This window comes from Salinihabitans flavidus (assembly GCF_900110425.1).
GTDB lineage: Bacteria > Pseudomonadota > Alphaproteobacteria > Rhodobacterales > Rhodobacteraceae > Salinihabitans > Salinihabitans flavidus.
The window spans coordinates 1-18,870 of sequence record NZ_FODS01000036.1 but is presented as its reverse complement, the minus strand read 5'-3'; the positions used below and the strand labels follow the sequence as shown (position 1 = coordinate 18,870).

The 18,870-nt window shown below is 62.2% G+C and carries 19 protein-coding genes; 9 read left to right on the top strand and 10 right to left on the bottom strand.

Going from position 1 to position 18,870, the window contains the following annotated elements:
• The coding region (locus BMW66_RS18100; protein WP_139196248.1) for an integrase core domain-containing protein at positions 1-255 on the top strand (255 nt) is incomplete at its 5' end.
• 326 nt (positions 256-581) lie between these two features.
• On the opposite strand, the gene BMW66_RS18095 is transcribed toward BMW66_RS18100, so the two are convergent.
• From BMW66_RS18095 to BMW66_RS18075, 5 genes are all read right to left on the bottom strand, one after another.
• Positions 582-947, bottom strand: coding sequence for a SpoIIAA family protein (locus BMW66_RS18095; RefSeq protein WP_093120498.1), 366 nt, complete (start codon positions 945-947; stop codon positions 582-584).
• A gap of 12 nt (positions 948-959) precedes the next feature.
• Positions 960-1,508, bottom strand: coding sequence for an HdeD family acid-resistance protein (locus tag BMW66_RS18090; RefSeq protein WP_093120497.1), 549 nt, complete (start codon positions 1,506-1,508; stop codon positions 960-962).
• A 30-nt stretch (positions 1,509-1,538) separates the two neighbouring features.
• On the bottom strand, positions 1,539-2,039 hold the full coding sequence (locus tag BMW66_RS18085) for a sll1863 family stress response protein (RefSeq protein WP_093120495.1): 501 nt from the start codon (positions 2,037-2,039) through the stop codon (positions 1,539-1,541).
• A gap of 66 nt (positions 2,040-2,105) precedes the next feature.
• A complete protein-coding gene (locus tag BMW66_RS18080; RefSeq protein WP_093120493.1) occupies positions 2,106-2,876 on the bottom strand; it encodes an SDR family NAD(P)-dependent oxidoreductase in 771 nt (256 codons plus the stop codon).
• Between the two features lie 12 nt (positions 2,877-2,888).
• Complete coding sequence (locus BMW66_RS18075; RefSeq protein WP_093120492.1) at positions 2,889-3,578, bottom strand: hypothetical protein; 690 nt, start codon at positions 3,576-3,578, stop codon at positions 2,889-2,891.
• A gap of 425 nt (positions 3,579-4,003) precedes the next feature.
• Between BMW66_RS18075 and BMW66_RS18070 the strand changes: the two genes are divergently transcribed.
• The 5 genes from BMW66_RS18070 to BMW66_RS18050 are packed head-to-tail and all read left to right on the top strand — an operon-like array spanning position 4,004 to position 10,534.
• Positions 4,004-5,191 carry a thiolase family protein gene (locus BMW66_RS18070; RefSeq protein WP_093120490.1) on the top strand — a complete coding sequence of 396 codons (1,188 nt, stop codon included), beginning with the start codon at positions 4,004-4,006 and terminating at the stop codon, positions 5,189-5,191.
• A 43-nt stretch (positions 5,192-5,234) separates the two neighbouring features.
• Positions 5,235-5,966, top strand: coding sequence for an acetoacetyl-CoA reductase (phbB, locus tag BMW66_RS18065; protein WP_093120489.1), 732 nt, complete (start codon positions 5,235-5,237; stop codon positions 5,964-5,966).
• A gap of 49 nt (positions 5,967-6,015) precedes the next feature.
• Positions 6,016-7,923, top strand: a complete 1,908-nt coding sequence (locus BMW66_RS18060) for a PHA/PHB synthase family protein (protein ID WP_093120487.1) — start codon at positions 6,016-6,018, stop codon at positions 7,921-7,923.
• Complete coding sequence (locus tag BMW66_RS18055) at positions 7,920-9,317, top strand: bifunctional enoyl-CoA hydratase/phosphate acetyltransferase (protein ID WP_093120486.1); 1,398 nt, start codon at positions 7,920-7,922, stop codon at positions 9,315-9,317. The genes BMW66_RS18060 and BMW66_RS18055 overlap by 4 nt, the downstream gene beginning before the upstream one ends.
• Positions 9,314-10,534, top strand: coding sequence for an acetate/propionate family kinase (locus BMW66_RS18050; protein WP_245729544.1), 1,221 nt, complete (start codon positions 9,314-9,316; stop codon positions 10,532-10,534). Before BMW66_RS18055 ends, BMW66_RS18050 begins: the two co-directional genes overlap by 4 nt.
• 5 nt (positions 10,535-10,539) lie before the next feature.
• Here BMW66_RS18050 and BMW66_RS18045 read toward each other — a convergent pair whose 3' ends face one another.
• The gene (locus BMW66_RS18045; protein ID WP_093120484.1) at positions 10,540-10,755 is read right to left on the bottom strand and encodes a hypothetical protein; all 216 of its coding nucleotides are present in this window, start codon (positions 10,753-10,755) and stop codon (positions 10,540-10,542) included.
• Between the two features lie 169 nt (positions 10,756-10,924).
• On the opposite strand from BMW66_RS18045, the gene BMW66_RS18040 reads away from it, so the two are divergent.
• Entirely contained in the window at positions 10,925-11,347 is a 423-nt protein-coding gene (locus BMW66_RS18040) for a CBS domain-containing protein (protein ID WP_217639336.1), read from the top strand.
• Between the two features lie 9 nt (positions 11,348-11,356).
• On the opposite strand, the gene BMW66_RS18035 is transcribed toward BMW66_RS18040, so the two are convergent.
• Entirely contained in the window at positions 11,357-12,043 is a 687-nt protein-coding gene (locus BMW66_RS18035) for a Crp/Fnr family transcriptional regulator (protein ID WP_093120482.1), read from the bottom strand.
• A gap of 266 nt (positions 12,044-12,309) precedes the next feature.
• Between BMW66_RS18035 and BMW66_RS18030 the strand changes: the two genes are divergently transcribed.
• Both BMW66_RS18030 and BMW66_RS18025 read left to right on the top strand, forming a co-directional pair.
• Positions 12,310-12,783 (top strand): hypothetical protein, encoded by a 474-nt coding sequence (locus tag BMW66_RS18030; protein WP_093120480.1) that lies wholly within the window; start codon positions 12,310-12,312, stop codon positions 12,781-12,783.
• Between the two features lie 130 nt (positions 12,784-12,913).
• Complete coding sequence (locus BMW66_RS18025) at positions 12,914-13,129, top strand: dodecin family protein (protein WP_093120479.1); 216 nt, start codon at positions 12,914-12,916, stop codon at positions 13,127-13,129.
• 60 nt (positions 13,130-13,189) lie between these two features.
• Here the strand turns inward: BMW66_RS18025 and BMW66_RS18020 are convergent, their stop codons facing one another.
• The 3 genes from BMW66_RS18020 to BMW66_RS18010 all read right to left on the bottom strand — a co-directional run.
• On the bottom strand, positions 13,190-15,880 hold the full coding sequence (locus BMW66_RS18020) for a cation-translocating P-type ATPase (RefSeq protein WP_093120478.1): 2,691 nt from the start codon (positions 15,878-15,880) through the stop codon (positions 13,190-13,192).
• 106 nt (positions 15,881-15,986) lie between these two features.
• Entirely contained in the window at positions 15,987-17,111 is a 1,125-nt protein-coding gene (locus tag BMW66_RS18015; RefSeq protein WP_093120477.1) for an ABC transporter permease, read from the bottom strand.
• Positions 17,112-17,115: 4 nt separating this feature from the next.
• A partial coding sequence (locus BMW66_RS18010) for an ABC transporter permease (RefSeq protein WP_139196246.1) occupies positions 17,116-18,870 on the bottom strand: 1,755 nt, incomplete at its 5' end.

Here is an 18,870-nt window from a genome sequence, read left to right as displayed (position 1 = left end):
CCGATGCGGCCACAGACCAACGGAATGGTGGAGCGCTTCAACGGCCGGATCGAAGATGTCCTGCAGAGCCACCGGTTCCGCAGCGGAGAAGACCTGGAACAGACCATCCTTCGCTATGTCCGGCTCTATAATGGCCAGCTCCCGCAATCAGTGCTCAAGGGCCGAACGCCCATCGACGCGCTCAAGGACTGGCATCGCCAGAAACCAGAAATCTTCAAGAAACGACCGTATAATCACGCGGGATGTGACAGATAACAAAGATATTCCTGACTTTCGTGTTCATGACGTTTCTCCTTACACATTCGGCCAACGCGAATGGCTGAGCAATCACCTGAAAGTCATGATCTTACATGCTGGCGAGACATGTCTTTAATGTCTATCAACAACCCGCGTGGGATTACGCAAGCAAACGATCATGCGCAGAGTGATGCCTGTCGGGCTGGTGTTACAGCGCTCCGGCATGTCCGCAGAGTGAAACCGAGTCGACGCTCGTTTGCGCGCTACGGTTCCAACAGCGGGTGATTCACCTTCTTGTCTGGCACCGAGGTTACGAGCGCGCGCTTGAGGTCGCACATCCCCTTTTACGATGCCATGCCGAGCCACTTCCACGCAGCGTCCTCACTCTCCTGGGGGAAGAACCGCAATTCGGATCCCGTGAAGGGAACGGCCAGCAGGGTGCCCCATCTTTCCAGCGTGCTCTCGCCGATCACGGCGATGCGGCCAAACGCGTCTCGGCGCTGCATGCTGAAAGTCATGTCTTCCCAGAGACCGCCAATCTCCCAGCCTTCGAAATTCTCGAGCCGGATCATCAGCTTCAGCGGTTCATTGGCTAGTTCCAGGGCCTGCTCGATTTCCGGTACGGCCAAATTAACGTCCCTGCGGGTGACCGTTCCTGTCACGCGGATCACGATACAGTCGTCTTGCCGGCTATGCTCGATCTCGATCATGCGCTCTCTTCCTCAATCTCGCTCAATGGCAGAGGCCATTGCAATTTCGGCGACACCGAGAAAGATCAGGTCAATGCCAACCAGCAGCCCGACGGCCCACAGCGCGGTGCCGGGCAAGCCAAACAGCAGAAGCATCCCCAGCAGCACCGACAGCGCGCCGGAAAATCCGATCCAGCCCCAGCCCGGGAACGGCCGCATACCAAAGCTCGCGACGAGCTTGAACGCGCCGCCAAGCAGAAAGAAGACGCCCAAGACGATTGTAAGCGTCACTATCCCCTGCAAAGGCCATGCCAACAGAATGCCCCCTGCCACCAAAGCCGCGAGACCGAAAAGCAGGTTCCAGGTCAGGCTTCCGTTGTGCCGCATCGCGAAGGCCCGAACCAACTCCAAGATCCCCGAGGCAACGAGGATAACACCAATCACAAGCTCTGCGGCGAGGGTCGCGGCAAAGGGAAAAAGCACTGCAAGCGCGCCCATGACAATCGAGACGATACCCACGATCCAGAGCCATGTCTTGAGTCCCCGCGGCGCTGTTTCATGGACCATTTCCTGATCTGACATCTGCTGTCCTTCCTGCTCGGATGAGAGCAATTAATCTTCCCTGTCATTATCGGAGGCGTCAAAGACTGCGTTCCATGCGCCCTTCACCTCGGACCACGCATTGGCCACACCGTCCTGCACCTCGTCCCAGGCCGACTTGCCGCCCTCTTGCATGGCCCCGAACGCCTCGCTCAACTCATTCCTGCGGTCGCGCAGCGCTTCCAGCGTATCGCGGGTCTGCTCTTGCGTGGCTTCCGACATCTCGGCCCAGTTCTCGCGCGCCCGCTGTTCAAGCTTGGAGATCTCGGCATCGATTTGCGAAAGTGTCTCGCGCATCGCCTCCACGGCCTGGTCACGCTGGTCCTCGGAATAGGCGCGGATCGTCTCGAACGCCTCATCGAATTCGGCTTGGATATCCTCGGCAGTCACGCGCTCGGTTTCCTGGGTTTCTTGGGACGCCACCTGCGCCGCGAGCGGCAGCGATAGGACGAGAGCGAGGGCGAGCATGCTCGCGGTGAGTATGCGGGTAATCGGTGTCATCGTCGTGGTCATCTGAATGTATCCTTTGCACATTTATGAGTGAAGCTTGGGGTTTTGGCGTTTATAGGCCGGGCAGACCTAGCGCGCGGTGTACCCGCCATCGATCACGAGCTCCGATCCGGTCACGAACTTCGCGTCGTCGGAGGCGAGATAGGCAATGCCCGCCGCGATATCCTCGGGCTCGCCGACATGTCCGATGGGGTGCAGATCGTCGAGCCCCTTGCGGAAGGCCTCGACCCCCTCCTCGGAGCTTTTTGCCAGCCCCTCGACAAGCGGTGTCCAGATAAACCCGGGATGAACCGAGTTCACGCGGATGCCTTCCCTGGCATAAAGCAGCGCGTCGGTCTTGCTCATAAGCCGGACGGCACCCTTGGAGGCGTGGTACGGCGGTAGATCCGGCGCGCCGACAAGGCCGTAGATCGACGAAAGGTTGACGATGCTGCCGCCATTCGCCTTTTTCAGGTGCGGGATAGCTGCCTTGGTGCAGTAAAATACGCCGTTCACATTGATATCGATCACCTTGCGCCACTCTTCCTCACTGATCTCGTGAGTCGGCCTGTTGACCCCGGAAATCCCGGCATTGTTCACCACGACATCGATCTGGCCGAACCTGTCGGCCGCCGCATCAAAGACCTGACGCACCGTGTCGGCATCGGCCACGTCGAGTGGCCAGGAATCAGCGGTGCCGCCCTGTGCCGTGATCTCCTTGCAGACCGATTTTGCATCACCCTCGTCGATGTCGGTAACGGCGACACGCGCGCCCTCGTCGGCCAGCCGCAGGCAGGTGGCCTTGCCAATGCCATTGCCACCACCTGTGACGATGCAGGTTTTCCCGTCGAGACGTTTCATGGACTGATCCTTTCAGTTTGCCGGATGTGAGGTGAGGGGTGCCGATGCCGCGGCGAGCCGTCTTCGGCAGAGCACATCCCCAAAAGAGCGATTGGGCATGTGTCCCAGGCGCAGGGCATCGAGCGCCGCGAGCGCGCTATCAGGATCGGGATCCTCGATGGCCAGGGTCAGGCGGCTCCAGCCCGCGACGGTGACACGGCATATCTCGGCGCGGCTGCTGCCCTCGCGGAACAGTAGCCGCGACTTGCTTACCGTCATTGGCAGGATTGCCGGGGCCGTATCGCCAAGACGGGCCACAAGATGACCGGGAGACCGCTCTGCATCAGGCAGCAAGCCTGTCAGACTCAACGACTCTGCCAGGGCCTGCAAGCCTGTACGAGAGAGCGGAAACAGCGGATAGGCATGGTGGGTCCAATACTGTAACGCACCATGATCAAGCCCCCGGCTTTTCACTTCCAGCCGGTTACCGGCGCGCAGTTTCACCAGTGTCAAAGGGCTGTGCTCTGTCAGCAGATAGAGGTCTTTTCGTCTTTCAGCGCCCACGAGTGACCAAGATTGCTGGAGCAGCGCCGCCGCCTGCGGCATGCCATGCGGCCAGACGCGGAATTCATACCGCCCCGTCGCGCTTTCTTGACCCGCAAGCCCCGGTTTCGTTTGTGCAGGGGCCTCGTCGCCGAGAATCACGAAACTCTTCGTAACCATGATGCTATAACCTCCATCACGACCCGTCGGTGCCGCTTCCCACAAGACATGACGAGAGTCGAAAGCCGGGCGCGGTGCTCGCCTCACGCCATCGCATGACGTTGCCCGCGCACAGACCCTAGACAGTCGTTTGTCGGGCAAGCCGACTGCAGACCGATTCTGAGTTTGAAATTACCATTCCCTGATCGCACCAACATTAACGCGGGTTAATGGGGCCGGGCCGACATCGGCCTAGGGTATCCAGCGAATCCTGCGGCGGCTTGGTTCTGCGTTGATGACCATCATGCCGGGGTTTGTGAAAATCGTGTGTGTGCAGCCCTGACCGGTAGCAGAGGGACCAAGGACCATTCGGTCAGGTCTGCCTCACCTCTTGCAGGCTTCTTGAAAGCCCTGATCGACCATTCGAGACCGAGAGGCGGTGCATCATGAAAGAGTCCGATATTGTTCTTTGCCATCCTGTTCGCACAGCGATCGGAAAGTTCGGTGGCAGCCTCAAGGACATCCCCGCAACTGACCTCGGCGCGCGCGTCATCAGAGACGTGCTGCGGCGCAGCGGCGTTGCGCCGGACAAGGTGTCTTCTGTGGTATTCGGGAACGTGATCCAGGCAGGCACCGGCATGAATCCGGCGCGGCAAGCCACGCTGAACGGGGGGCTTCCTGAAGATGTGCCGGCGATGACCGTCAACCGCGTCTGCGGCTCGGGGGCCGAGGCGATCGCCTCTGCCGCCCGCCTCGTGCGGCTGGGCGAGGCCAACTGCGTGGTCGCGGGTGGCACGGAGAACATGGACCAGGCCCCTTACCTGCTGGATCGAGCACGCTGGGGCTACCGGATGGGGCCGGGCAAAATTGACGATGCGATGTTGCGCGACGGTCTGAACGACGCCTTTTCCGACAAGCATTCCGGCTGGCACACCGAAGACCTCGTCTCGAAGCACAAGATCTCACGCGAGGCGCAGGATGCCTGGGCAGCGCGGTCGCATCAGAGGTTTTCCAAGGCCCAGGCCGCGGGTCATTTCGCGGATGAAATCCTGCCCGTCGAGGTCAAGTCGAAATCGGGCAAGTCGGAATTCAGGGACGATGAATCGAACCGCCCGGACGCCACCGCCGAGGGGCTCGCGAAGCTGCGCCCCGCATTCCTCGAGGACGGCACGATCACCGCGGGCAATGCGCCGGGGCTCAACTCTGGCGCGGCTGCGATGATCGTCACGACGGCGCGTTTTGCCGCCGAACATGGCCTCGAAGTTGCCGCGAAGCTTGTGGCCGGCGGCGTAGGCGCGGTCGCGCCGGGGATTTTCGGCCTTGGCCCCGTGCCCGCGGTTCATCAGGCGCTCGACCGCGCCGGGTGGTCGGCAGGCGATGTGGAACGCGCCGAGATCAACGAGGCGTTTGCGGCCATCGCCATTGCGTTGACCGACGCGTTGGACCTGCCCGAGGACATCGTCAATGTCGAAGGCGGTGCCATAGCGCATGGCCACCCAATCGGGGCGACCGGGGCGGTGCTGACCACCCGGCTGCTGCATTCCATGACGCGCGACGGCATCCCCCGCGGATTGGTGACGCTTTGCATCGGTGGCGGTCAGGGCATCGCCCTGCTGCTGGAGCGCGAAGGCTGATCTGCCCGAAGCGCAACGAAACACGACAGAAAGGACATTGCGAATGACCGACCAGAACCGATCTGCCCTCGTGACCGGTGGCGTGCAGGGCCTTGGCGCCGCGGCGGCGAAGGCCCTTGCCGACGCCGGCGTGACCGTGGCCGCAGCCCATCTTGGCGCGGGCGAGCGCGCCAAAACCTTTGCCGATGAGACCGGCATGCCGGTCTTCGAATGGGATGTGAGCGATTACGACGCCTGCGCGCAGGGCGTGAAGGACGTGGAAGACGCCATCGGCCCGCTCGACATCCTGGTCAACAATGCCGGCGTCAACAAGGATGTCATGTTCCACAAGATGGACCGGAATGACTGGGACGCGGTCATCGGTGTCGATCTCGGCTCGATGTTCAACGTCACCCGGCATGTGATCGGCGGCATGCGCGAGCGCGGCTTCGGACGCATCATCAACATTTCCTCGGTCAATGCCGCGCGCGGCCAGATGGGCCAGACCAATTATTGCGCGGCCAAGGCCGGTGTCGAGGGCTTTACCCGCGCCCTGGCCCGCGAATCCGCGGCCAAGGGGATCACCGTCAACGCGATCGCACCGGGATATGCCGACACGCCGATGGTCGAGGCGGTCCCGGATGAAATAATCGAAAAGATCCTCGACATGGTGCCGATGTCGCGCCTGGCCGAGCCCGATGAGATCGGACGTTGGGTGCGTTTTCTGGCCGCGGAAGATGCGGGCTTCGTCACCGGCGCGACATTGCCCGTGAATGGCGGCATGCGCATGGGCTAGCCACACTTCGACACGACCCGGTATTTTGTTACAAGATTGAGAGGACCCGATGCCCGATACCCGAACCCGGACCAGACCGACGGCCAAGCAAAAACAGGCAAGCGCAGACAGCGTTTCGCCAGACCCCCAAGAGACCACGGATGATGAGCCGGAGACACCGGACGAGCAGGCCGAAGAACGCGGGGAGCTTGCGCCTGAGCCACCCGAGATCGTGCATCATTCGCCGTTCGAGCTGCCCGATCGCTACAGCACCCGCAGCCTTGATCGCGCCGCCAACGCGCATCTTGCGCGCTTCACTCTGGGGGTAACGCCCTACGGGATGGCGTCCACGTTCTTTACATGGGGCGTTCACCTGATGGGCGCGCCCGGCAAGCAGGTGCAACTGGCCGAAAAGGCGGCCCGCAAGGCCATGCGCTTTGGCGTCTACATGACCCAGCTCGCCCGCGACCCGAACACTCCCGGCTGCATCGAACCGCTGCCGCATGACCACCGGTTCGATCACGAGGGCTGGCAGCGCTGGCCCTACAATCTGATCCACCAGAGCTTTTTGCTGACCCAGCAATGGTGGTACAATGCCGCCTGCGATATCGATGGTGTGACCAAACACGATGAACATGTCGTTTCCTTTGTGACTCGGCAGATGCTCGACATGGTTTCGCCCTCGAATTTCATCGCCACCAACCCCGAGATAACGCAGGCGACCCTTGATGAAGGCGGCGGCAACCTGGTGCGCGGGATGCAGAACTTTCTGGAGGATTGGGAACGCGCCGTTTCCGGCAAACCTTCCGTGGGCACGGAGGATTTCGTGCCCGGCCGGGATGTGGCGGCGACACCGGGCAAGGTGGTGTTTCGCAATCATCTGCTGGAACTGATCCAGTACGCGCCGCAGACCGACAAGGTCAAGGCCGAGCCGATCCTGATCGTCCCCGCTTGGATCATGAAATACTACATCCTCGATCTGAGCCCGCACAACTCGCTGGTGAAATACCTCGTCGAGCAGGGCTATACCGTGTTCATGGTGTCCTGGCGCAACCCCACGGCCGAGGACCGCGACATGGGTATGGCCGAATATTTCGATGCGATCGAAGAGGCGTTCGGCGCGGTCGGGGCGATCGTGCCCAAGCAAAAGGTGCATGCCATGGGCTACTGCCTGGGCGGCACGCTGATCGCGGCCAAGGCTGCGCAGATGGCGCGCGACGGACAGGACAGGCTGGCTTCGCTCACCCTGCTGGCGACGCAGGTCGATTTCTCCGAACCGGGCGAGTTGCAGCTTTTCATCAGCGAAAGCGAGGTCACGTTTCTGGAAAACATGATGTGGGATCAGGGCTATCTGGACACCAAGCAGATGGCGGGCGCGTTTCAGCTTCTGCGCTCGGCCGATCTGATCTGGTCGCGCTATACCCACGACTATCTGATGGGAGAACGTCAGGACATGTTCGACCTCATGGCCTGGAACGATGACGCGACGCGCCTGCCCTACCGCATGCACAGCGAATACCTTCGCAAGCTCTATCTGGGTAACGAACTGGCGCAGGGGCAATACCAGATCGGCGACAAACCGGTGACGCTGGACGCGATCGAGGTGCCGCTCTTCTGCGTCTCGACCACCTCGGATCACATCGCCCCGTGGCATTCGGTCTACAAGCTGCATCTGCTGACCGAGCCGTCGCTCACCTTCGTGCTGACCAGCGGCGGCCACAATGCCGGCATCGTCAGCGAACCGGGCCACAAGGGGCGGACATTTCACATCCACACAACCGGAAAGGACGATTCTTACATCCCACCCGAGACCTGGGAAACCGTGGCCACGCCGCGTGAGGGGTCGTGGTGGCCCGCACTCGTCGACTGGCTGAACGAACGATCAAGCGGGAAGACGGCACCGCCGAAGATGGGCACCGGCAAGGGGAAATATCGGCCGCTTGAGGATGCCCCCGGCACCTATGTGTTCCAGAAATGAGCCCACCCGACACCATTACAAACCGGCCTTTCGACAGCCTGAAGCCGGGCGACGGGGCACGGATCGAACGCCGTGTGTCGGTTGGCGACATGCGCGGGTTCACAACCCACGCCGCCGACATTACGGACAACGGCATCGACCGTGCGCTGGCCTCGGACCCGGATTTTCGCGCAGCACTTGCGCAGGGCGGGGTTGCCGTAACCCTGCTGGTCACGCTGATCATTGCCCGGTTTCCAGGCCCGGGCACACGGCTTGACACCCTGTCCCTCGAGTGTTCCGGGGTGCTCAAGCAGGGCGATATGGCGATTGCCGAGGTGACCGTCGCCTCGCTCGATGCCAAATCGCGCAAAGTGCAGCTTGACTGCCGGTGTCGCCGCGAAGACGGGACGATCATCCTGGCAGGCCGGATCGGGGTGATCGCGCCGGACAGCCAGGTGACGCGACCATTCGGTCGCCCTGTGGCGCTCGAGCCGGGGCACGCGCCCGACAGGTTCGAGCATATCGAGGATCTTGCCCGTGAAATGGGTCCGGTCCGCATGGCCGTGGTCAACCCCGTCGATGCTCCATCCATCGAAGGCGCACTCAGCAGCGCACGCGCGGGGCTGATCGAGCCGGTGCTGTTCGGAGCGGAGAAGAAGTTACGCACCGCCGCCGAAGAGGCGCGGGTGGACCTGTCCGGTGTCGAGATCCGAGATACGCCAGATCCGGAGCAAGCGGCGCGCGCGGCGGCGCAACTTGCCGCCGAAGGCGGATGCGAGGGGCTGATGAAGGGCAGCCTTCATACCGATACGTTGCTCAGGGCGGTGATCGATATCAGGGAACTGCGCACCGCCCGCCGCATGAGCCATGTCTTTGTCGAAGATGTGCCGGGCTATCCGCGCCTCCTGCTTGTCTCGGATGCCGCTGTCAACATCCGCCCCGATCTGGATACGTTGCGCGATATCGTGCAGAGCGCCATCGACCTCGCGCGCGCCATCGGCATCGCGCGGCCACGGGTCGCGCTGCTCTCGGCGGTCGAGACGGTAACGGAGGACATCCCCTCCACCGTTGCCGCCCGCAACATCCGCGAAATGGCCGAACGCGGCGAGATTACCGGCGCCGACGTGGACGGGCCTTTCGCCATGGACAACGCGGTATTCGAGGGCGCGGCGCGCATCAAGGGCATCACATCGCCGGTCGCCGGGCAGGCTGATATCCTGATCGCACCGGATCTGGAGGCCGGGAACATCCTGGCCAAGAGCCTCGACTATCTGGCAGGGGCCGAGGCGGCAGGGATCGCCCTTGGGGCGCGCATCCCGATTGCGCTGACCAGCCGGGCCGACAACGCCCGCGAGCGGCGCGCCTCGGCGGCGCTCGCCGTTCTCGTCGCGATACGCAACAGACGAGGAGAGTGAACAAGGATATGGAAAAGGATCTGATCGTCACTCTGAACGCAGGCTCATCCAGCCTGCGCTGCGCCGTTTTCGAACGCGGACAGATCGGCCCTGAAGCCCGGTTGCGCCTCAGCCTTCGGGGCTTGCCCGGCACGATGGTCTGGAAACGGGAGGACACCAGAACCGGAGAGACAGAAGACGCACGGCTTGACCCGCCCGAGGCTTCCGACAAAGCCCAGAAGACCGCATTGGCCGAAATGACCGACCGGTTGCTGACCGAGATCAATCCCGCCCGAATCGCCGCGGTCTCGCACCGCGTGGTGCATGGCGGGCGGGATTTCACCACGCCGGTGCAGGTGGACGCCGAGGTGATGAAGCGCCTTGCCGCACTTTCACCGATGGCACCGAGCCACCAGCCACATAACCTTGCCGCCATTCGCGACCTTGCCGGACGTTTCCCGGATATCCCGCAGATCGCCTGTTTCGACACCGCCTTTCACAAGGATTTGCCGCATGAGGACCGGGTCTTCGCGCTGCCGAAGGACATGGCCGACGACGGCATTCTGCGCTATGGGTTTCATGGTCTGTCCTACGATCACGTCGCCTCCGCCCTCTGCGAAATGGCCCCCGAGATTGCGCAGGGGCGCGTCGTGATCGCACATCTGGGGCATGGCGCGAGCATGTGCGCTCTGCATGGCGGAAGATCGGTGGCCACGACGATGGGCATGACGGCGCTGGACGGCCTTCCCATGGGGCGCCGCTGCGGTGCGCTTGATCCCGGTATCGTGCTCTACCTGATCGAGCAACGGGGGATGGCACCGGCGGATGTCCGTGAGATGCTCTATGAAAGCTCTGGTCTTGCCGGACTCTCCGGGATCAGCGGCGAAATGATCGAGTTGCTGGACAGCGACGCACCCGCTGCCCGTGCGGCGGTGGCGTTCTTCACCTACCGGTGCCGACGCGAGATCGGTTCGCTCGCTGCGGCGCTTGGCGGGCTGGACGGGCTGGTTTTCACCGGCGGGGTCGGCGAAAATGCTCCCGGCATACGGGAAGGAATCTGTGCCGAGCTTGGCTGGCTTGGGATCGGGATCGACCAGCAGGCCAATGCTCACGGTAGCTCACGGATTTCGCCCGACGCAGGAACGGTCGGTGTTTACCTGATTCCCACGGATGAGGAACAGGTGCTCGCGCGCGGTGCCGAAGAGGGTCTGCGGGAATGTGACTGTGCGACAGGCTGATCCCGTCAGAGGTTCCAATCGATTCCCCAGTACTCTCGCAAGGTGGTTATCATCTCATGCGGAAGGTTGTAGTAACGACCGATTTCAATGTCGCTCAGCCCGTAATCGACCATGGCCGTCAACGCCTCTGCCGGCATCGGGCCAAGCGCCTCGAGGATGCGATAGGCGTCTTCCATCGTCAACGCGGGCGACCGGTCTTCGAATAGCGAACGATCTTTCATGGCCCCCTCCCAGTCATGACCCAAGTCTGAACAACGATCATGATCCGCGCATTGACCCGGATTAATGAGATCTGTAACTCAATCGTCCAATCTTGGATTCGCAGGCGCGACCTGAGCGCACCAAGGCAAACAGAAGGCAAAGGAATCAACCATGCTGGTCAGGAAAGTCATGTCCTCACCGGTAATCAGTGCAACACCCGAAACCACGATCCGCGAGGCAGCAGAGCGAATGCGCGAGAATGATGTAGGCGCATTGCCAGTGCTTCAACTCGGAAGGCCGATCGGCATCGTGACCGACCGTGATATCGTCATACGCGCTCTGGCCGCACCGGGCTTCGCCCTTGGGCCGGATACAAGCATCGGGGACATCCTCACGCGCAATGTGATCACCTGTTTTGTCGATCAGGACGCGTCAGAAGCTGCGGCACTGATGGGTGAGGAACGGGTCCGGCGTCTGCTGGTAATCGACAGGTCAGGTACGGCTGTCGGCATCCTGTCGGTTGGCGACATTGCCGAACATGTGTCCGAGGAACTGGCCGGACAGGCCCTGGGTGAAATCAGCGAAGCCCGCGCGCGCGACATGCCCAACTGATATGGGACATCACGCGACCCCGGTGGTGATCTCGTTGCGAAGCGCCGTGATATCGACTTGTGCGAGGTCCGCCAGCGCGGGCAGATCTTGGATCAGGATGTCCATGTGATCGCCGGTCCTGATGACACCGGCCCGGTTCAGACGCCGCAACGTTCGGCAGACATGGACCGATGACAGCCCCGTGAAATCGCCGAGTTTCTGCTGACCGAGCGGTACATGGAATTCGTGGTCACATTGGGTGTCTCCTCCGGACAGGCGTATGCACAGCTCTATGAGGACGTAGGCGATGCGGGTCTCTGCGCTCGCCTGACCGAGCCTCAACATGCGTTCCGATTGCCGGGCCTGCGCCGCGATATCGCGCTGTCGTTCAGACTTCCGCAGATCGGCATTTTCCTGAAGCAATTGCGCCCAAGCGGTCGTGTCGATGGAGACGATCACTGCATCGCACAGCGCCTCCAACTGGACGAAGCTGGTCTTTCCATCCGCTGTGGTGGGATCATAGGTCTCGCCGGGCAGTATGAATTCGATGATCTGATGATTTCCATCCTCCAGCGATTTTGAGGCGGCCAGCCACCCCTCCGCGACATAAAGTCGCGCGTGCGATTCATCTCCTTCACTCTTGAGTATCGTTCCCTTCGCCACGGCGTATTGATCGCGCTGCAGGTTGTTATCGAACTTTGAATAAGTATTCAGCACCGAAGAGTCTCCTTGACCGAACGTTTCAACCCTATTCCCAGCCGTCTGACGGGCTGAACTCTATTCAATTTATCGCATAACCACGCCGCAGAGTCCCAAATCTGCCCACTCACACCGATGCTTTCATACCATTTGAACCGACATTTTGATAGCCGACGGCCCGCCCCCCCACGAATTGACGTGAGTTAATGCCGACACCTGAAAGTCCGTGTTCAAATCATGAGCGATCAAGACGACCGTCATCATATGGATAAGGGATTGGCTCCATGGCAAAGGATGAACCTCAGACAGACATTACCGATCTGGCGCGTCAGACACAGGCGCTGTTCAAGCTGAACGGCGCGGCAAGGCCCCCGGTCGAGCAAGTCATGAAGGTCCAGGAGGGCATGCTCGAACAGGCAGAAACCTTCACCCGACACTGGATCGAACGCCGTCAGGAGGCGCTCGACACGGGCCTCGAGGCCCTGAAAGAGATAAATTCCACAGACAAGCCAGACCCCGTGGCAGCCATGCAGACGATTGCCGATTGGCAGCGCGGCTCGTTCGAACGTCTGACCGAGGACTTTCGGGATTGGATGACATTGTGCATGCAGCCCATGCAACTGGCCGCGACCTCGCAAGGCGAGACCGAGCAGGCCGACGCGGCCTCATCCGGCACGGATCAGGGCAAGGCTGCGACCAAGTCCAAGGGCCGGACGGCTGCGTCGCGCTCCAAATCCGACCACGCGACGCCGGTCTGATTCGCCGCAATCCTGAAACACCTCACATCCCGGCCCCGGCTGATGTCGTGGACCGCCATTCAGCCCGGGCCGGGACATCCAGCGCAGCGGCGGTGCCGTTGCGAAACCGAAACCAGAAGGAGAAAACAAGATGTCCATGCTCAAGGTGATCGAAGTCCTCGCCGAATCCGACAAGGGATTCGAAGATGCGGCGCAAAATGCGGTGACGCAGGCCTCGCAGTCGGTCCGCAACGTCAAGTCGGTCTACGTCAAGGAAATGAATGCCGCCGTCGAGAATGGCCAGATCACCAGCTACCGGGTGAACGTCAAGATCAGCTTCCAGCTCGACGGTCAGGACGCCGGTTAAATCGCCCTTAATACATCGTATTCCCCGCCCCGGCTCGCGCCGGGGCGGTTTTCGTTTGGGTCACGGGTCCGCGCGGGACGCGATGCTCAGAACAGCCTGCCCAACTGCAAGCGGCACCAGGCTGCCACCCAGAACCAGCATCCATCCAGACAGATTCAACGACACCACACCCAGAACCGTCGTGAGCCCGGGCAGCCAAGCGGCGGCGGCCACCAATACGGCCGACACGGCAATCGCGTACCAGACCCATCGGTTCTGCACGACGGAGTTGCGGATCAGGCCGGTGCCCGCGTCGCGCAAGTTGAAAACATGCCAGAGCCGCGCGAGCGCGAATGTCAGAAATCCGATCGTCACGGCGGCATCCTGGCCCAGATCCTGCCACAACGCGACAAAGAACACCGACAGGACCGATCCCGCGATCAGGGCACCCCAAAGGCCCGTGGCGATCCAGTGCCGCCGTGTCAGAACGGGTTCCTTGGCATCGCGTGGCGGGCGGTTCATGATGTCGGCAGGGCTCCCCCCGACGCCGAGGGCCAGTGCCGGAAAGACGTCGAGCACGAGATTGATGAACAGGATCTGAAGCGGCAAGAGCGGTAGCGGAGCGCCGATGACGGCGCAGAGGCCCACCGCCAGAACCTCGCCCAGATTTCCGGACAGAAGGTAGACGATGAAGCGACGGATATTCTCGAAGATCGTGCGCCCCTGTTCGATCGCCACGATGATCGTGGGAAAGGCATCATCCTTGAGCACGATATCGGCCGCCTCGCGGGCGACATCGGTGCCGCGCTGCCCCATGGCAATGCCCACATCGGCCTTCTTTAGGGCTGGCGCGTCGTTCACGCCGTCACCCGTCATCGCAACCACAGCTCCTGAACCCTGCCAGTGCCGGATCAAGTCGAGCTTTTGCTCGGGCGAAACGCGGGCAAAGACCTGATACTCATCAAGCAGGCGCTCTTGCTTGCCCTCGCCCTGCCCCCCGTCCGCCTGCGGCAGGTCGTTGCCCACAATGGCCCGGGGGTCATCGGCCAGCCCCACATCCCGCGCGATCGCCGTCGCGGTGACTGGCTGGTCCCCAGTGACCATGATGACCGCAATACCGGCCCTGTGACATTGATCTATGGCCTGCGCCACATCACTGCGGGGAGGATCGGCCAAGCCGACAAGCCCCAGCAGGGTCAGCTCGCCATAGGGATCGGTGTCAGGGCTGTCCACCTGCCGTTCCGCAAAGGCAAGCACGCGGTACCCCTGCCCTGCCAGCCCCTCGACGCGGTCTGCCCATTCGTCTCGTCCCCGATCCGACAATGTCTCGGCCTGGCCCGCGCTCGTGGCGACACGTGTCGAAATCTCCAGAACGGCCTCGGGTGCGCCCTTGACGGCCACGCGGTAGCCGCTTGCAGCCTTGTGAAAGGTCGCCATCATCTTCGTGTCGGCGTCAAAGCTCTCCTCGCGCTCCTCGGGTTGCGCTTCGAGAAGCTGATCGCGCCTGATGTCCACAGTGGCGGCGGCGTGCAGCAGGGCTATTTCCATCGGGTCGCCGGTACCTTCGGGATGCGCGCCTGCATCCTCACCATTCGGGGCTGCATCCGGCTTGCCGCCTTCGGTGTCCTTGTGCAGTTCAGCATTGGTGCACAGGGCGGCCACTTCGAGCAGCCGACAGGCCAGCGCCGACGGGGCGTCCGGCCGCTCATCGTTTGCCCAAGAAATATCCTCGTCGTCACCCGGCAATGCCAGACGCGCCACCCGCATCCGGTTCTGCGTCAACGTCCCGGTCTTGTCGGCAAAGATCACGCTGGTCGATCCGAGTGTCTCGACAGCCGCCAGCCGTTCCACCAGTGCATTGCGCTGCGCCATCCGCCACATGCCGCGCGCCAGCGCCACCGTGGCCACGATCGGCAGGCCTTCGGGAACGGCAGCGACCGCAAGCGCCACTGCGGTCTCGAGCATCGGTACGATATCCCGCCCCCCCAGCACGCCCAGAAAAGCCACGACCGCTGCCACGAGTAGCGTCAGCAACACCAGATTGCGCCCAAGCCGGTCCAGCCGCTTCTCGAGCGGGCTCGCCTCCTGTTCGGCCTCGGTGGTCATTTGGGCAATGCTGCCCAGTTCGGTCTTCATCCCGGTCACGACCACCACACCTGTGCCGCTGCCATCCGTGACCGCCGTGCCCTTGAAAGCCATCGAGGCGCGTTCGGCCAGCGGTGCGTCCCTGTCCCCCGCGTCCGATGTCTTGGTGACCGGAACGGATTCGCCCGTCAGCGCCGACTCGTCACAGGTCAGCCCGTTGGATTCGATCAACCGCAGATCCGCCGTGACCACATCGCCCGCATCAAGCAACACGATGTCACCCGGCACGAGGGTCTCTGCATCAACGGTGGCACTCTGACCGCCACGCCGCACCCGTGTCTGCACCGTTCCCAGGCTGCGCAACGCCTCCATCGAACGAATGGCCTTCCATTCGGTAAAAAACCCGATCGCGGCATTGAGCAGGATTGCGGCAAGGATCGCGAGCATCTGCACGATCTCGTTCATCGCGAACGAGACGATAGCGGCACCGGCCAGGATGGCGATCACGAGGCTCTTGAACTGGTCCGCCAGGATTTTCCACGGGCTTTCCGTTTCAGCCTCGCTCAGGCGGTTACGGCCATGTTCTTTCTGCCGCCGCCGAACCTCGCTGTCATCAAGTCCATTGTCCGGTTGGACAGAGAGATCCTTGAGAACCTTCTCAACGTTACGGGCGTGAATTGGCGTCATATTATGTGTCCCGTTCCTGCTCGCAGATTTCCGCAAACCTGCGGAAACAGCGCTCTGTTTCGGATGCTGCTGCCCAGTGCTTCCGGTGCCAGGACAAAGCTGCACTTCATCGCGCAGCCGCCATCGTCTTGCGGAACCGTCCGAGCGCCAAGCCCAGAAAGACGGTGCCGATGCAGATCACCGCGAGCAAGTCCTTCCAGACCAGCGGAAACCCCGCTCCCCGGTAGAGAACCGCCTGGGCGAAACTGGTGAAATGCGTCGCGGGCGACAGTTGCATCAGGCTTCGCAGCGGTTCCGGCATCGCCTCGAGCGGCGTGACACCGCCCGACAACAGGTAGAGCACGACGAAAACCGGGATCGCAAGCAGGCCGAATTGCGGCATCGTAGTCGCGAAGGTCGCCAGCATGATACTCAGTGACGTGACCGAGAACAGGTAGATTGCCGCCCCTGCGGCAAATACACCGATCGAGCCCGGCACCGGAATGCCCATCAGCGTCTCGACCACCAGCAGGAGCGACAGCACGGCCGCAGCGACGATGACGAGGCCATTGGCCCAGATCTTGGACAGCATGATCTCCAATGCGGTGACCGGCATCACCATGAGATGCTCGATCGTGCCGTGTTCGCGCTCGCGGATCACCGCCGCGCCCGACAGGACGACGGCCAGGATCGTGACATTGCCGATCACCTGCATCACGGCGAAAAACCATTGCGACTGCAGGTTCGGATTGAACCGCGCGCGGGGCACGAGGCTGGCGGGAAGGGCAGTCTGCGCGCCACGCTCCGACAGAAAGCCGGCCAACTCGTCTTGCACGATCCGGGTGACATAGGCGGTGCCATTGCCCGCCAGCGTCATTGCCGTGGCATCGACATTGAGTTGCAGCACGGGGTGGTTCCCGGCCAGCAGGTCGGCCTCGAAACCCGCCGGGATGTGCAGAACGAAGCTGTAGCGCCCCTGATCCATCGCCGGGCCCATCTCCTCGATCCCGATCAGTGCGGCGCGCTGGAAATAGGGTGGCAAAAAGGCCTCGCGGACGCGGTTGGAAACAGTCGAGCGGTTCTCGTCGACCACGGCGATCGCGGCATTGCGCACCTCGGTCCGAACGCCGTGGGCAACGGCATACACCGCAGCGGTGAACGTGTACGCAACCAGCGCCATCAGAACCGGATCGCGGAACAGGCTCCACAATTCCTTCAGACCAAGACGGAAGATGTTACGCAGGCTGCGCATCGATTCACGCCTCCTGCTTTTGCAGCAACAGGGCAGCCAACACGAGGAACCCCCCGCAGAAGCCCGCAAGGATCGGGTGGTTGAGGTATAGATCGCCAAGGCTGAGCCCCTTGTTGAACACCCCTGTGCTGATCCGCTGAAAGTAGAGCGCGGGGAATGCCTCGCCGATCAGTCGCGCCACTCCGTCCAGCGTGGAGACCGGGTAGAGCATGCCCGAGAAGTTGACCGTCGGGATGATCACAATGATCGCGCTGCCGAAGATCGCGGCGATCTGGCTGCGCACGAAGGTGGAGATCACCAGCCCGAACGCCGTCGCCGCGCTCGTGTAAAGCAAGGCCCCCGCTAAGAGCGCCAGCAGGCTGCCCTCGATCCGCAGCCCGAACACCGCCAGCAGCATGCCGACCAGTATGACGAAGCTGATCATGGCGACGGCGATATAGGGCATTTGCTTGCCGATCAGGAATTCCAGCTTGCGCACAGGGGCCGCGTAGAGATTGGTGATCGAGCCCATCTCCTTTTCCCGCACGACGCCCAAGGCCGTCATCATCGTCGGGATCATGATCAGCATCATCATCAGGACGCCGGGCGGGATCGCATAGGCCGAATCGAAGCTCTGATTATAGCGAAATCGCGGTTCGATGGTGGCGGGGTAGAGGTCAGGCACCTGACCGGTTTCGGTCTGCGACATCTCGACCAGAAAGCCAGTGAAGGTCGCCTCGGCGTAGCGCCGGGCGGATTCGGCGCGCACCGTGTTCGATCCATCCAGCCAAAGCGCCACTTCGGGCTGCTCACCGGCCAGCAGATCACGGCCGAAATCGGGGGGGATGACGAGGGCCAGCGTAACATCGCCCCTGCGCAGCAGGACAGCCATCTCGGCGGCCGAGCTCAATTCGCCATACTCCTGGAAATAGCGCGAGCTGGAAAACTGACGCCCCAGGGCACGGCTTTCGGCGCTGCGATCCTGATCGACGGTCGCGTAGGACAGGTTCTCGACATCGAAGGAAATGCCGAAGCCGACCGCGATCATCAAAATCACCGGACCCAGAAGAGCAAAGGTCAATCGGATCGGATCGCGTCTGAGCTCGATACCCTCGCGGCGGGCAAAGGCCCAGACCCGGGCGGCAGAGATCAGGCCGCGCCGTCCCACGGCACCGCGCTGTTGACGGTCGGGTGCAGGTGGCTCGGTCGGTGCCTCGTCACCCGCAGCCTCTTCGAGATATTCGATGAACGCATCTTCCAGACTGTCTGCGCCGCGCTCACGGCGCAGCGCATCCGGTTCTCCCACTGCCAGCACCTGCCCCGCATGCATGAGAGAAATGCGATCACAGCGCTCCGCCTCGTTCATGAAATGGGTCGATATGAAGATCGTCACCCCGTCCTCGCGCGACAGCGAGATCAGCAATTCCCAGAACCTGTCGCGCACCACCGGATCAACGCCGGATGTCGGCTCGTCGAGGATCAGCATCTCCGGCTCGTGCAGGACGGCCACAGCCAGTTGCAGGCGCTGACGGACGCCAAGCGGCAGATTGCCGGGTCGGCTTTCGGCGATGTCCTGAAGCTCGAACCGTTCTAGCAATTCCCGCACCCGGGCGCGTTGCCGTGCGGCGCTCAATTGAAATAGCTGCGCATGCAGAACGAGGTTTTGCCGCACCGAAAGCTCTGCATAGATGTCACATCCCGCGTGATTATACGGTCGTTTCTTGAAGATTTCTGGTTTCTGGCGATGCCAGTCCTTGAGCGCGTCGATGGGCGTTCGGCC

Bases quoted from the DNA above. Each gene is read 5' to 3' on its own strand.
- BMW66_RS18045 (WP_093120484.1), bottom strand. From the start codon at position 10,755: ATGAAAGATCGTTCGCTATTCGAAGACCGGTCGCCCGCGTTGACGATG.
- BMW66_RS18020 (WP_093120478.1), bottom strand. From the start codon at position 15,880: ATGACGCCAATTCACGCCCGTAACGTTGAGAAGGTTCTCAAGGATCTC.
- BMW66_RS18060 (WP_093120487.1), top strand. From the start codon at position 6,016: ATGCCCGATACCCGAACCCGGACCAGACCGACGGCCAAGCAAAAACAG.
- BMW66_RS18095 (WP_093120498.1), bottom strand. From the start codon at position 947: ATGATCGAGATCGAGCATAGCCGGCAAGACGACTGTATCGTGATCCGC.
- BMW66_RS18030 (WP_093120480.1), top strand. From the start codon at position 12,310: ATGGCAAAGGATGAACCTCAGACAGACATTACCGATCTGGCGCGTCAG.
- BMW66_RS18080 (WP_093120493.1), bottom strand. From the start codon at position 2,876: ATGAAACGTCTCGACGGGAAAACCTGCATCGTCACAGGTGGTGGCAAT.
- BMW66_RS18025 (WP_093120479.1), top strand. From the start codon at position 12,914: ATGTCCATGCTCAAGGTGATCGAAGTCCTCGCCGAATCCGACAAGGGA.
- BMW66_RS18040 (WP_217639336.1), top strand. From the start codon at position 10,925: ATGTCCTCACCGGTAATCAGTGCAACACCCGAAACCACGATCCGCGAG.
- BMW66_RS18075 (WP_093120492.1), bottom strand. From the start codon at position 3,578: ATGGTTACGAAGAGTTTCGTGATTCTCGGCGACGAGGCCCCTGCACAA.
- phbB (WP_093120489.1), top strand. From the start codon at position 5,235: ATGACCGACCAGAACCGATCTGCCCTCGTGACCGGTGGCGTGCAGGGC.
- BMW66_RS18090 (WP_093120497.1), bottom strand. From the start codon at position 1,508: ATGTCAGATCAGGAAATGGTCCATGAAACAGCGCCGCGGGGACTCAAG.
- BMW66_RS18015 (WP_093120477.1), bottom strand. From the start codon at position 17,111: ATGCGCAGCCTGCGTAACATCTTCCGTCTTGGTCTGAAGGAATTGTGG.
- BMW66_RS18055 (WP_093120486.1), top strand. From the start codon at position 7,920: ATGAGCCCACCCGACACCATTACAAACCGGCCTTTCGACAGCCTGAAG.
- BMW66_RS18070 (WP_093120490.1), top strand. From the start codon at position 4,004: ATGAAAGAGTCCGATATTGTTCTTTGCCATCCTGTTCGCACAGCGATC.
- BMW66_RS18085 (WP_093120495.1), bottom strand. From the start codon at position 2,039: ATGACCACGACGATGACACCGATTACCCGCATACTCACCGCGAGCATG.